The sequence below is a fragment of the Tyzzerella sp. An114 genome (genome assembly GCF_002161055.1).
In the GTDB taxonomy this organism is placed as follows: domain Bacteria; phylum Bacillota; class Clostridia; order Lachnospirales; family Anaerotignaceae; genus Fimicola; species Fimicola cottocaccae.
Map to the genome: position 1 here is coordinate 163,358 of NZ_NFLT01000004.1, position 13,939 is coordinate 177,296.

Sequence of the window (13,939 nt, forward strand, 5' to 3'; positions counted from 1 at the left end):
AATGGATATGGTTTTAAATATATTTGTAGCAGCAGTTCTTGCAGGTACTCCACTCCTTTTTGGTACTGTTGGAGAGATAATAAATGAGAAAGTTGGTCATCTTAACCTTGGTGTTGAGGGTATGATGTCAATAGGTGCTTGTGCAGGCTTTATGGTAGGATATATTACAGATAATTTTGTTCTTGCCATTATAGCTTCATTTATTGCAGCAGCTTTATCATCTCTTATATATGCTGTGTTGACTGTAACATTTATGGCAAATCAAAACGTTACAGGTCTTACCCTTACAATATTCGGTATAGGTCTTTCAAACTTTATAGGAATATATATGCTTGGAAAATCTGAAACAGGAACATTAAAATTACCTGAAAATATAACTTCTCAGATGAGAGACATACATATACCTTTTTTGAGTGATATACCTGTAATAGGAAAAATGTTTTTCTCATATAATCCTTTTGTTTATATGGGAATAATAATTGCTATTGCTGTTGGATTTTATCTTTATAAAACAAGAATTGGTCTTAATGTAAGAGCAATAGGTGAAAATCCAGGGGCAGCTGATGCGGCAGGTATAAAGGTTACTAAACTTAAATATATAAATCTCCTTATTGGTGGAGGTATATGTGGTATTGGTGGAGCTTACTGTTCTATGATTATAAACGGTGGTGTGTGGATAAGTAACAACGTTGGTGGTCTTGGTTGGATTGCCGTTGCTCTTGTTATATTCGCATCATGGAAACCTGTAAATGCTATATGGGGCTCATTTATATTTGGTGCTTTGCGTGTACTTAAGTATTATATACCTAAATCAGTATTCCCATTTCCAAATGCATTTTATGATATGCTCCCATTCCTTATAACAGCTCTTGTACTTGTTATAACATCTGTTAAACAGTCTAAAGAAAATAATATACCTGAAAGTTGCGGTATAAACTATTTTAGGGAAGAAAGATAAAATAAAAAGGTGTCATATTAATATGACACCTTTTATTTTTATAAATTTATAATTCTCGTCTGCCTTCAAGAGCTCTTGATAATGTGACTTCGTCAACATATTCAAGGTCTCCACCAACAGGCACACCGTTTGCTATTCTTGTAACTTTAATTCCCAAAGGTTTAATGAGACGGCTTATATACATTGCTGTTGCTTCACCTTCAACATTTGGGTTTGTTGCAAGTATTATTTCTTCCACATCATTATTTTGAATTCTTGTAAGAAGTTCTTTTATTTTTATATCGGAAGGTCCTATTCCTGTCATTGGTGATATAGCACCATGTAAAACATGGTAAACTCCATTAAATTCCTTTGTACGCTCATAGGCTGCCATGTCTCTTGGGTCTTCAACAACCATTATTATATTATGGTTTCTTGTTATGTTTGAACATATAGGACAAGGGTCTTCATCTGTAAGATTACAGCATATGGAACAGTAATGTACATTTTCAACAGCGTCTTTTATAGCGTTAGATAGAGCATAAGCCCTGTCTTTAGGCATATTTATAATATGAAAAGCTATTCTTTGAGCTGATTTTCCACCAATTCCGGGAAGTGAGGCAAATTCCTCTATAAGTTTTGTTATAGGGTCTCCGTAGTAGTTCATATATTAGAAAAGACCTCCACCAAGACCTCCTGTGATTTTTGACATTTCAGAGTTGTACATTTCATCTGCCTGACGTATAGCCTCGTTTACTGCTGAAAGTATAAGGTCTTCAAGCATTTCAACATCATCTGGGTCAACAACCTCAGGGTCAATTTTTATTGATTTTATTTCTTTTTTACCTGAAATAACGATTTTTACGGCACCGCCACCTGATGACATTTCAAGAGTCTTATCTCCTAAAGTCTCCTGAGCCTCAAGCATCTGTTTCTGCATTTTCTGGGCCTGTTTCATGAGATTATTCATATTCATGCCGCCCATACCACCCATAGGGTTAAATCCTCTTGCCATAATTATAAATCCTCCTAAATTTTGTTTTTTTATATTTTACAGTATACTTAAAATAGTTGCAACATTATCATAAAAATCATTGATTTTATAAAAATTATAGAAAATCAGCGTCAGGGAATACATTTGACATGAGACTTTCCCAGTCCTCATCTTCTGGAGATTGACTTTCCTCAACTCCATAAGTTATGTCATGCCATCTTTTATATTCACTTTCTGTTATTGTTGCCAATTCAAATTCTTTTCCTGTTTTTTCATCAAGAATATCTTTTATAATGTTAAGACTATTTTTGACCATATCCCTTTCAAAAGGCTTTTCACAAGATATATATACGGTGTCAGAGTCTTTTTGTCTAAGCTCACTTTTTAAAAGTATTCCTCTAAGAGGCATTTTGAAGTTTTCGCAAAAATCAAGCCACATATTTCTAAGCCTCTTAAAATCTTCGCTTTCTGCCTTTGGTTTAGGGGCTGCTTTAGTTTTTTTAACAGGTTTTGAAACTGGTGTTTCAATAGTTGCAGAAACCTTTATACCATCTTTTACAGCCCTCTCAATGGCACTTATTCTTGCTAAAAGTCCATCATAACTTTTTTCTGCTGAAGGTGTACAGAGTTTTATAAACATAACTTCAAGAAGTACTCTCTCATTATCTGAATATTTTATTTCGTTTGACAATGTTGAAAATGTTTTTATAAGATATATAAGCTCATCGGCAGAAGTATTATTGCTTTGATTTTTAAGTTCTTTTATATTTTCTGTTGACATATCAAGTATATTTGAAGGATTATCAACAGAAATAGCTACAAGAAGGTTTCTAAAATGGTTTATAAGTTCTGATACAAACTGTTTGACATCTCTACCTTCCATTACAACTTCATCAACAATGTCCATAAGTTTTTTAGCGTCTTTATTAAAAATCGCATCAGCTGTTTTAAAAAATACTGTTGTGTCAACAGCTCCTGAAATATCAATAACTTTTTCAAGAGTTATTGTCTCGCCGTAGAAAAATGAAAGACATTGGTCAAGTATGCTCAAAGAATCACGCATTGAACCGTCAGCCAAATGGGAAATATATCTTAATGCGTCTTCATCAGCCTGAACATTTTCATTTTCAAGATATTTTGATAATGTAGAAACAATATCGTCAGAAGTTATTCTTCTAAAATCAAATCTTTGACATCTTGAAAGTATTGTAACAGGCACTTTTTGAGGGTCTGTTGTTGCCAGTATAAATATAACATGGGCTGGAGGTTCTTCCAATGTTTTTAAAAGAGCGTTAAAAGCTCCTTGAGAAAGCATATGAACTTCATCAATTATATATACTTTATATTTTCCTTCCGTTGGTGGATATTTTACTTCTTCACGTATCTCTCTTATGTTATCTACACTGTTATTTGAAGCAGCATCAATTTCAATAACATTTACACTGCGTCCTTGGGCTATGGCTGTGCAAGGATTACATTTTCCACAGGGCTCTCCATCAATAGGATTTTCGCAGTTTATTGCCTTTGCAAATATTTTTGCTGTTGAAGTTTTTCCCGTTCCTCTTGTTCCGCAAAAAAGATATGCATGGGAAATCCTTCCTGTATTCATTTCGTTTTTAAGTGTTTTTACTATATGGTCTTGTCCTATAACACCATTAAATGTGTCGGGACGGTATTTTCTATATAATGCTGTGTATGACATAAATCAACTCTCCAAAAGGATTTTTTAATATTAAACTACTTTGATATTTTATCATATATTTAAAGTTGTGTAATCTTTTTTTGATTTTTTCGATTATATAATGTATTATTATAATTTGTAGGAGATGATAATTTGTGAAAATAACTAAACAGAAAAAACTTAATAGCATAATGTACATTATTACGGTTATATTCTCTGTCATATTTATATTTGCCGGAAATAGGATTTTTACACAGAAATCTGTGTTATGGCAAGGACAAAATGGCTTGGCTGAAAAAGCTAGGATAATTGAGATAAAAAGCATAGATACAGATGAATATTCTCTTGGAGAAGGAACATCTATGTCCACTATAACGGTAAATTTTAAAGCTGAAATATTAAGCGGAGAGTATAAAGGTAAAATAGTAAGTGGTATACAGAATATAGATAATTTTTCACCTTATGTCACAAAACAGATAGAGAAAGGTGACAAAGTTCTTTTAACCCATGATGAGGGGGATAACATTGATATTTCCGGAGATTGGATTTATTCAGAGATGTTAAGAACAGATAAACTTATGATACTTATGGTAGCATTTTTGTTGCTTATACTTTTGTTTGGAGGGAAAAAAGGTGTAAATACAATAGTTTCCCTTGGATTTACTTGTCTTGCTATATTCGGTGTTTTTGTGCCTTCTGTGTTGGCGGGGGCGAATATTTATATAACATCTGTTATAATATGTTTATATACAATAATTATGACTCTTGTAATAGTTAATGGCTGTGATAAAAAAACACTTTCAGCCATTATAGGTTGCTTTTCCGGTGTATTGCTTGCAGGTGTAATTACACTTATAATGAATAAGATTTTACATCTTACAGGTGTTCTAGATGAAACTTCAATACATATAACACTTCTTGATACAGAAAAACCTATTGACCTTTTAGGTATAATATTTGGTTCAATAATAATAGGTGCTATGGGTGCTGTTATGGACGTTTCAATGTCTATATCATCATCACTCTATGAACTTTCAAAAAAAGTTGAAAATGCTGATTTTTATATGCTTATTGGTTCAGGGTTTACAATAGGTAGAGATATTATGGGAACTATGGCAAATACTCTTGTTCTTGCATATATAGGTAGTTCTCTCTCATCTGTTCTTTTGCTTATAATATATAATCCTAATATTTTAAGTCTTATGAATAGAGAAATGGTAGTTGTTGAAATACTTCAAGCTCTTGTGGGAAGTATAGGAATACTTTTTACAATTCCTTTTACATCTTTTATAGCAGCTTTTTTATATTCAAAAAAGAGTAAAAGTAATATTGAAGATAGTAATGTTGATGATGTTGAATATTAAAGAAAGGAAGAAAAGATTTGAAAAATACATTTATATTTGACCTTGATGGTACACTTTTGAATACAATTAACGATTTAGCAGACAGTACTAATTTTGCTCTTGAAAAAAATGGATATAAAAAAAGAACTGTTGAGGAAGTACGAAGTTTTGTAGGCGAAGGCGTAAGAAAACTTATGGTAAGAGCTTTACCAAATGATGTTGATGATAGTGTTATTGACCAGTGTATAAAAGATTTTAAAGAGTATTATTCTAAAAATATGAGAAATAAAACTGCACCCTATGAAGGTATTATGGAGCTTTTAAAAACTTTAAAAGACAATAATATGAAAGTTGGAGTTGTTTCAAATAAATTTGATAGAGCTGTAAAAGAGCTTTGTAAAGATTATTTTGGCGACCTTATTGATATTGCTGTTGGTGAGAGAGAAGGAATAGCAAAAAAACCTGCTCCAGATAGTGTTTTTGAGGCTTTAAGAATACTTGACTCAAAAAAAGAATGTGTTTTATATATAGGAGACTCTGACACAGATATGGAAACAGCAAAAAATGCAGGTGTTGATTCTATTGGAGTTACATGGGGATTTAGAGATAGAGAAGTTCTCATTGAAACAGGAGCTAAATATATAGCTGAGAAACCTTTGGATATATTAGAGATATCAAAAATATAAATCTTATACATAAAGACAGATTATATTTAATATATATGGTTTTTATGCATAAAAAAGTTGGTTAAAATATATTGAAAATCTACAAAGTGAAAAAAAGCTATTGACTTTATGTGATACATAAGTTATATTGTAGATGTATTCAATTTGATAGTTTTTGGATTGTTACTGGGAAGGCAGGCAAAACCAATTTTGATTTATATGAATAGTTTTGTACTTTTATATAAATCAAAATTGGTTTTTTTTTTCCCATAGAAGGTGAGTGCACAGCCATGAAGATTGATAAAATAATAAATAATAATATTGTAAGCTGTATTGACAATGATGGAAAAGAAATTGTTGTCATGGGTAGAGGCATAGGTTTTGGAACAAAAAGTGGAAAAGTCCTTAAGGAAGATAAAATAGAAAAAATCTTCAGAATGGACGATGAAAGTGGTCTTGAAAAATTTAAAGAGCTTTTAAGAAAAATGCCACTTGAACATATAGAGGTTTCAGCAGAAATAATATCTTATGCCAAAAGTGTTTTAAATAGAAGACTTAATGAGAATATATATATCACACTTACTGACCATATAAGTTTTGCTATACAGAGATTTAAAAATGGAATTCAGTTTTCAAATCCTCTTCTTAATGATGTTAAAACATTTTATAAAGAAGAATACCTTATAGGTGAGTATGCTGTAAGACTTATAGAGCAAAAATTGAAATTAAAACTTTCATCGGCAGAAGCTGGATTTATTGCTCTTCACATAGTCAATGCAGAATATACAAGTAATATGCGTGATATAACAGACATTACAAACCTTATACATAATGCTGTTGAAATAGTAAAAGATTATTTTTCCATGAATATGGACGAAGAATCTCTTGACTATCAGCGTTTTATAACGCATTTAAGATTTCTTGCCCAAAGAGTTATAGCTGACAATATGCTTAATAGCGACAATATTGAATTTAATACTCTTATATCAGGTATGTATCCTGAAGAGTATAAATGTAGTATAAAAATCAAAGAATATATTAAGGAAGCGTATGATAAAGAGGTGACGGACGAGGAGACAATATACCTTGCCGTACACATAAAAAGATTAAGAATGATATAGTATTTTAGGGAAAGGGGAATTTTAGAATGTTTGAAGGATTGAAAAAAATGTTTGGAGGAAAAGATACTGTAAAAATTCTTGCACCAGTTGAAGGTGAAGCAGTATCAATAAAAGAAGTATCAGACCCTACATTTAGTGAAGAACTCCTTGGAAAAGGAATAGCAATAAAACCAGCAAAAGGAAGAGTTGTTGCTCCAATTGATGGAACACTTACAGTTATGTTTGATACAAAACACGCAGTAAGCATTACTGCTAATAATGGGGCTGAAGTTCTTGTTCATGTTGGACTTGATACAGTAAGCCTTAAAGGTGAACACTATACAGCGCATAAATCTCAGGGAGATAAAGTTAAAGCGGGAGACCTTCTTATTGAATTTGATATTGATGCAATAAAAGGAAAAGGTTTTGATGTTATAACACCAGTTGTTATATGTAATTCAGCAGATTATCCTAATATGAAAGTTCATACAGGAGCTGTAAAAGAACTTGATACAATAATCGAACTTTAATCATCTATTACTTTATTAATTAATGTATATAATCCGCAGGTTTACGGACTGCGGATTAATATAAAAAATATTATAAGCCAAAAAGGCAGAAGAAAGGGGTATATTATTATGATGAAGTTTTTCCAGAAACTTGGTAAATCTTTAATGCTTCCTGTTGCTTGTCTTCCAGCGGCTGGTATCCTTATGGGTCTTGGATACATACTCGCACCTGGAGTTATGGCAGGAGCGGCAGTTGCAGAATTAAACGGTTACGCAACAAGCGGTGCACTTTATACTATTGGATTTTTCTTAATTAAAGCAGGTGGAGCACTCATTGATAACATGCACTGGCTTTTTGCAATCGGTGTTGCTGTTGGTATGTCAGATGACGGAGACGGAACAGCAGGTCTTGCAGGTCTTGTATCATTCCTTATGATTACAACACTCTTAAATTCTGGTACAGTAGCAGGTCTTACTGGTGCAGAAGCTGACCCAGCTTTCGCAAAAATCCAGAACCAGTTTGTTGGTATTTTAGCAGGTATTATAGGTTCTAAATGTTATAATAAGTTCAAAGGAACAAAACTTCCAGATGCACTTGCATTCTTTAGTGGTAAACGTGCAGTTGCTATCGTAACAGCACTTACATCAATCGTAGCAGCAGCTATATTATTCTTCGTATGGCCAGTATTGTACGGATTACTTGTAAAACTTGGTGAAACATTCTTAGGTATGGGCGCTCTTGGTGCTGGTATCTATGCATTCTTCAACCGTTTACTTATCCCATTTGGTCTTCACCACGCACTCAACTCAGTATTCTGGTTTGACGTTGCAGGTATCAATGACCTTGGAAACTTCTGGGGTGGCACAGGTGTTTACGGACAGACAGGTATGTACATGACAGGTTTCTTCCCATTCATGATGCTTGGTCTTCCAGCTGCTTGTCTTGCTATGTATCATTCAGCAAAACCAGGCAAAAAGAAAATGGTTTATGGTCTTCTTGCTTCAGCAGCTTTCTGTTCAATATTAACAGGTGTTACAGAACCAATTGAATTCTCATTCATGTTCCTTGCTCCTGGACTTTACTTAATCCATGCTTTACTTGCAGGTATTACAGCAGGTATCACAGTTGCTCTTCCAGTTAGAGTTGGTTTCTCATTCTCTGGTGGTGCTATCGACTGGATTTTAAGTTCTTTCACACCATTAGCACAGAACCCATGGATGATACTTCCAATAGCAATCGTTGTTGGTATAATCTACTATGTAGTATTCCGTGTAGCAATCAAAGCTTTCAACTTCAAGACACCAGGTCGTGAAGATGATGACACAGATGAAACAAAAGTAACTCTTTCAAATAACGACTTCACAGAAGTTGCTAGAATAATACTTGAAGGTGTTGGCGGTAAAGACAACCTTACAAGCATTGACAACTGTATTACAAGATTAAGACTTGAAGTTAAAGACCAGTCTCTTGTAAATGAAAAATTAATCAAATCAGCAGGTGTTGCAGGTGTTATGAGACCTGGAAAAACAAGTGTTCAGGTTATCGTTGGTACACAGGTACAGTTTGTTGCTGATGAGTTCAAAAAACTTGCTAGATAATAATTAAAATATTACATAAAAGTTTTTAAGGGTATCCCATTTGGGATACTCTTTTTTTGTTTGTAAATATTGTTATACCCTTTGTCACATATAGATGTTATTATTCGTTTTATAAGTGAAAGGGGTGAAAATATGAATGATTGGAAAACAAGAGAAAAGGCTGAATATTTTGTAAATACATATTCAGATATAATACTTAGGATATGTATTACATACTCACTTTCAAAGGAAGATGCCTTTGATATATGTCAAAACATCTACATAAAACTTATGAAAAAGAATATGGTTTTTGAAGATTATAGAAAAGAAAGGTCATACATAATAAAAATAGCTGTAAATGAATGTAAAGATATACTTAAAAGTAGTAGATTTAAAAAGAATGTATCTATTGATAAATATGAAAATACAAGTTTTTTAAGTAGTCATTATGATGAAATGGAGATTTTGGATATTATAAAAAAACTTCCTGAAAAATATAGAAATATAATATACTTCTGTTGTATAGAAGGTTTTACATCCGATGAAACTTCTGATATTTTGGGGATTTCTCCTTCTGCTGTTAGAAAAAGATTAAGCCGTGCTAGAAATATGATAAAGAAATATATGGAGGTGGATTATGAAGGACTTTAAAAATGATTTTGAAAATATAAAATTCAACCATGAAGAAAAAGAACAGCTTACAAATAAAATATTTGAAGCTGCAAAAAAGGAGGAATTTGTTATGAAAAAAAGGATAACACCTCTTAAATTTATATTAGCAGCCCTTATTGCCACTTTATGTATTTCTGTTGGAGGATATGCAGCTGTTGAATTTGGAAATATTATTAAAACTAAACTTAAAGGCTCTGAAAATGCTATTTCAGAATTTAGTGAAAAGGTTTCAAAAGTTGGAATTTCAAAAACTTGGAATGGTTGGACAGTTACTATTACAGATATTGCAGGGGACAATAAAAATATAATGATAGGTTTTGAAATTAAATCTCCTGAAAATATAAAGTTTTATAAAGATAGATATTATTGTTTTGATAGTATAGATGTTTCTATTGGAGATAATAGTCTTATTGGTTGGGGTTCTAATGGAGATAATTTTGATGTTGTTGATGAACATACCCTTACTGGCATGATAGCTGTAAATGATTTTTGGGCTGAAAAAGGTGAAGATTTTGAAGGTAAGACAGCAAAAATAACATTCAAAGGATTGTACGATGTTATTGTTGAAAATGCTGGAACGAAAGATTATAAAAGATATGAGATTACAGAGGATTTTAAAGATGTAAATAAGCATAAGTGGGTTTTTGATAATATTCCTTTAAATTTTGAAAGTACAGCTATAATAATGACTCCTAATGATGAAGTCGATATATATGGAGGTAAAGCTACTTTGACAGAAATTTCAGTTTCTCCTATTTCTGTTATTGTTAGAGTTGAAGGTGGTAGCTGTGAAAATCATCATTATAGACCTGTAAGTCATAGAGAGACTTATTCTCATTTGCCTTCTGAATGGATTAATGATAAAAAACTTGAAGGACTTGAATATAATGATTTTTGTGACTATGATTTGACTATAAATGTTGTTATGAAAGACGGAAATTCTGTTGATTTTAGAAGTCAAAAGGCAAATTGTGAAACAGAAAAAGATATGGCATATATGGAAAGAATATTAAAATCTGATGAAATTATAGATTTAGAAAATATCGATTATATAGAAGTTTGTGGTAAAAAATATTATATAAATTAAATAGAAAAATCGGGCATATGCCCGATTTTTTTTATTCAACTATCTTTGAAATCTCAAAAAGATTTTCTCCCCTGTAATAAACAGTATCAAGAACTTCTTTTTTAGGTTCAACCATATCTTTTATAAATATACTTCTTATTCCAGCACCATGAGCAGCTTTTAAGCCATTTTCAGAGTCTTCCAATACAAAGGAGTTTTCAGCTTTAAATCCTCCAATTTCAAGAGCCTTTAAAAATACTTCTGGTTCTGGTTTGTGTTTTACTACATCATCACAAGTTATAAAATGGTCAAAGTAATGAAATACATTTTGTTTTTTTAATATCATTTCAACAACATCTCTTTTACTTGATGTAGCAACAGCAAGAGTTTTATTTTTGTTTTTTAATTTGTCAAGAAGTTCTACAAGACCATATTTTAAAGGGACACCTTCAGTTTTATAAATTTCACTTCTTTTTTTAAGATATTTTTCCATAAATTCATAATATGGAAAATCCTTTCCGTATTCTTCAAAAAATCCCTTTGCCATATCTTCATCAGGAACACCTATAAATTGTTTATAAAAATCTAAGTCTAATTTATAACCATTACTTTCTAATTCTTCTTTCCAAATTTTATATGCAACCATTTCGGAGTCTATCATAAGTCCGTCCATATCAAATATAAAATAATCAGCTTTTAAAACCAAAAGTATCTCCTCCTATTTCAATGATTTTTAGTTTTATGATATACTATATTAGCTATTATTACAATTAAATTAATATTAATTCATTAAAGATTTTGATAGGAGAATGAAATGAAAATTATAGTTGCTGTTGATAAAAATTGGGCAATAGGTAAAAATGGAGATTTACTTTTAAGAATAGATGAAGATTTAAAAAGATTTAGAGAGATTACAATAGGAAATGTAATTATATTAGGTAGAAAAACCCTTGAGACTTTTCCAAATAAAAAACCACTTGTTGATAGAATTAATATTATAGTTACAAGAAATTCTGTGTATAAAAATGAAAAAGCTGTTGTGTGTAAAAGTATTGAAGAAGCTGTTGAAGAAAGTAAAAAATATGTTGATAAAGATACTTTTGTTGTTGGTGGAGGTCAGATATATAATCAGATGATTGATATGTGTGATACTGCTATTGTTACAAAAATAGATTATGATTTTGAAAATGCTGATACTTTTATTATGAACTTTGATGAGAGTGAAGATTGGTATATATCTGAGATGAGTGATATATTTTATCAACAAAATATTCCTTTCAGATACATTACATATAAAAGAAAATAACGTTTAATAAAATAAATTTTTATAAAAAATGAAAGAATTTTTGAGTTATAAAAGTCTATTATATAAAGGAGGTAATCCTTATGACAGGTGCTGACATTATAGACCAAGAGGCTGATGATAAAGGTCAAATGGAACTTGATGAGCTTATGGATTGTTATGGAACCAGCCTTTTAAGGTTATGTTATATGTATCTTAAGGATTATAGTCTTGCGGAAGATGCTGTTCAGGATACTTTTGTCAGTGTTTATAAAAATATGGGCAATTTTAGGAATGAATGTAGTGAGAAAACTTGGATAACAAAAATTGCTGTTAATGTATGTAAAAGTTATATGAGACGAGCTTGGTTTAAAAGAATTTTTCCAAGTGATACAATGCCTGACAGCCCATATCATGATAATTTTAATAAAAATATTGAGCATGAAGGGATACTTGGTGAAGTTATGAAGCTACAACCAAGATATAGGGAAGTTATATTGTTATATTATTACAGTGAGCTTAAAATCCCTGAAATCTCGAAAGTCTTGGGAATTCCTGAAGGTACTGTGTCTGTAAGACTTAAAAGAGGTAGAGATAAACTTAAAAATGCGTTGGAGGACTGGTATTATGAGTAGAATATTTAAAGATGAAATAGATAATATTCTTGAAGATGTCCGCTTTACCGATGATTTGAAAAAGAGAATAGAGAGAGAAGTTTATTGTGAAAAAAAGTCTGCAATAAGACCTAATATATTTAAAGTGGCTGTATGTATATGTGCTGTATTTGCCATATCTGCCTGTGTTATAGGTGCAACATCAATATTTGACAGAGTAAAAGATAAACTTGGTGATACCTATGAAACAGGTATACTTAAAGCTTTTCCTTCTCTTGAAAATACAGAGGTAAGTGGTATAAAAGTTGATGTTGCTGCTGCAATGACAGATGGTAATTCTGCTGTGGCATATATTGTTATGGAAGATAAATTAAAAGAAGGAAGAATTGACGATACAGCAGAAATAAGAGAGCTTTATTTAAACCTTGTTGAAGGTAATGACTCTATGGGATATTCTGTTGACTCTGTGGGCTATGATAACAATGGTGAAAGTGTTATAATGAAAATCAGTATTGACGGTAAAAATCTTGAAAATAAAGATATTACACTTAATGCTAATGATATTATGTCAAATCTTGAAAAGAGTGATGGTAAAGGAAAAGGGTTTAATATGTTTGGCATAATAAATAAAGATGCCACAGTTATATCAGCCGATAAAGTTGTATATGATACAGACGGAGAAAAATTTCCACAATATATGCTTAAACCTGACGAAACAAGTATACCTATAAATGATGATGGAAGTATTTTAATATCAAACTGTGGAATTATAAATAATAATATACATTTACAGTTTAAATATAAAGGAGAAGTTTCACAACAGGCTAGGATGTTTTTCAGATTTAATGATGGTGAAAAAGATTTTTTTGAAATGCCTATTGTTTATAGAGAGTTTTCAACATCAGAGAAAGGAGTAGTAAAAACTGACGATGAAGAAAGTCGTAATGGTTGGTATTATTGTGAAACTGTTTTTGCTGTTGATGAATTTTCAAATTCAATGAAAAATCTTAGAAATATAAGTGTTTTTCCAGAATATGAGTATTATAGAAATGTAATAAAAGGTTCTTGGAATATATCATTTAAAGTTGATAAACTTGAAAATGTTTTTACTGGCAATTGTGATTTTAAAATGGGTGACGGACGTATAACAAGTTATGCCCTTTCACCTATTGGAATAACATTTAGGGGATATTCTGAAAAAGGCAATATGAGACTTTATGATATAGACCCTAAAGTAGTTATAAATGGAAAAGAAATTGATGTTTATGGTTCTTCAAGCTCAGAATGGAGTCTTGATGAGACTGGAGATATGGAAGAGAATTATGCTCTTAAATATAATTTTGTTGAACCAATAGATGTTTCTAATGCAGAAAAAATAATAATGGGAGCTAATGAAATAATTCTTGAAAAAAATTAAAAATAGCTTGCAACAATGAGGTTTTTATGATAAAATATGTGACTGTAAGTTAAAAATCCTTGCTCTCTACAATGTTGGAGG

At 31.4% G+C, this 13,939-nt stretch carries 15 protein-coding genes; 11 read left to right on the plus strand and 4 right to left on the minus strand.

All coding sequences use genetic code 11. The annotated features are described in order from the left end of the window. Position 1: 1 nt before the first annotated feature. Positions 2-958 (plus strand): ABC transporter permease, encoded by a 957-nt coding sequence (locus B5E58_RS05335; RefSeq protein ID WP_088108654.1) that lies wholly within the window; start codon positions 2-4, stop codon positions 956-958. Between the two features lie 46 nt (positions 959-1,004). Here the strand turns inward: B5E58_RS05335 and recR are convergent, their stop codons facing one another. From recR to dnaX, 3 genes are all read right to left on the minus strand, one after another. Continuing rightward, positions 1,005-1,604 carry a recombination mediator RecR gene (gene recR / locus B5E58_RS05340; RefSeq protein ID WP_088108655.1) on the minus strand — a complete coding sequence of 200 codons (600 nt, stop codon included), beginning with the start codon at positions 1,602-1,604 and terminating at the stop codon, positions 1,005-1,007. Between the two features lie 3 nt (positions 1,605-1,607). Continuing rightward, positions 1,608-1,952, minus strand: coding sequence for a YbaB/EbfC family nucleoid-associated protein (locus B5E58_RS05345; RefSeq protein ID WP_088108656.1), 345 nt, complete (start codon positions 1,950-1,952; stop codon positions 1,608-1,610). 94 nt (positions 1,953-2,046) lie between these two features. After that, positions 2,047-3,633, minus strand: a complete 1,587-nt coding sequence (gene dnaX, locus B5E58_RS05350; RefSeq protein WP_088108657.1) for a DNA polymerase III subunit gamma/tau — start codon at positions 3,631-3,633, stop codon at positions 2,047-2,049. A 134-nt stretch (positions 3,634-3,767) separates the two neighbouring features. Between dnaX and B5E58_RS05355 the strand changes: the two genes are divergently transcribed. The 7 genes from B5E58_RS05355 (at position 3,768) to B5E58_RS05385 (ending at position 10,566) form a co-directional block, all read left to right on the plus strand. Next, the gene (locus B5E58_RS05355; protein WP_242956605.1) at positions 3,768-4,976 is read left to right on the plus strand and encodes a YibE/F family protein; all 1,209 of its coding nucleotides are present in this window, start codon (positions 3,768-3,770) and stop codon (positions 4,974-4,976) included. Positions 4,977-4,993: 17 nt separating this feature from the next. Next, positions 4,994-5,641: an HAD family hydrolase gene (locus B5E58_RS05360; protein ID WP_088108658.1), complete on the plus strand. Its 648-nt coding sequence runs from the start codon at positions 4,994-4,996 to the stop codon at positions 5,639-5,641. 269 nt (positions 5,642-5,910) lie between these two features. Continuing rightward, positions 5,911-6,741, plus strand: coding sequence for a BglG family transcription antiterminator LicT (gene licT / locus B5E58_RS05365; RefSeq protein ID WP_088108659.1), 831 nt, complete (start codon positions 5,911-5,913; stop codon positions 6,739-6,741). Positions 6,742-6,767: 26 nt separating this feature from the next. Next, positions 6,768-7,250, plus strand: coding sequence for a PTS sugar transporter subunit IIA (locus B5E58_RS05370; RefSeq protein ID WP_088108660.1), 483 nt, complete (start codon positions 6,768-6,770; stop codon positions 7,248-7,250). Positions 7,251-7,358: 108 nt separating this feature from the next. After that, positions 7,359-8,828 carry an N-acetylglucosamine-specific PTS transporter subunit IIBC gene (gene nagE / locus B5E58_RS05375; RefSeq protein ID WP_088108661.1) on the plus strand — a complete coding sequence of 490 codons (1,470 nt, stop codon included), beginning with the start codon at positions 7,359-7,361 and terminating at the stop codon, positions 8,826-8,828. A 132-nt stretch (positions 8,829-8,960) separates the two neighbouring features. Then, positions 8,961-9,458: an RNA polymerase sigma factor gene (locus B5E58_RS05380; RefSeq protein WP_088108662.1), complete on the plus strand. Its 498-nt coding sequence runs from the start codon at positions 8,961-8,963 to the stop codon at positions 9,456-9,458. Then, entirely contained in the window at positions 9,445-10,566 is a 1,122-nt protein-coding gene (locus B5E58_RS05385; RefSeq protein ID WP_088108663.1) for a DUF4179 domain-containing protein, read from the plus strand. The genes B5E58_RS05380 and B5E58_RS05385 overlap by 14 nt, the downstream gene beginning before the upstream one ends. 31 nt (positions 10,567-10,597) lie before the next feature. Here the strand turns inward: B5E58_RS05385 and B5E58_RS05390 are convergent, their stop codons facing one another. Further along, a complete protein-coding gene (locus B5E58_RS05390; protein ID WP_088108664.1) occupies positions 10,598-11,251 on the minus strand; it encodes an HAD family hydrolase in 654 nt (217 codons plus the stop codon). A 108-nt stretch (positions 11,252-11,359) separates the two neighbouring features. Here B5E58_RS05390 and B5E58_RS05395 point away from each other — a divergent pair, with 108 nt between their 5' ends. The 3 genes from B5E58_RS05395 (at position 11,360) to B5E58_RS05405 (ending at position 13,858) form a co-directional block, all read left to right on the plus strand. Continuing rightward, positions 11,360-11,851 (plus strand): dihydrofolate reductase, encoded by a 492-nt coding sequence (locus tag B5E58_RS05395; protein WP_088108665.1) that lies wholly within the window; start codon positions 11,360-11,362, stop codon positions 11,849-11,851. A gap of 80 nt (positions 11,852-11,931) precedes the next feature. After that, positions 11,932-12,462 carry a sigma-70 family RNA polymerase sigma factor gene (locus B5E58_RS05400; protein ID WP_242956606.1) on the plus strand — a complete coding sequence of 177 codons (531 nt, stop codon included), beginning with the start codon at positions 11,932-11,934 and terminating at the stop codon, positions 12,460-12,462. Next, entirely contained in the window at positions 12,455-13,858 is a 1,404-nt protein-coding gene (locus B5E58_RS05405; protein ID WP_088108666.1) for a hypothetical protein, read from the plus strand. The genes B5E58_RS05400 and B5E58_RS05405 overlap by 8 nt, the downstream gene beginning before the upstream one ends. The last annotated feature ends 81 nt before the right edge of the window (positions 13,859-13,939 follow it).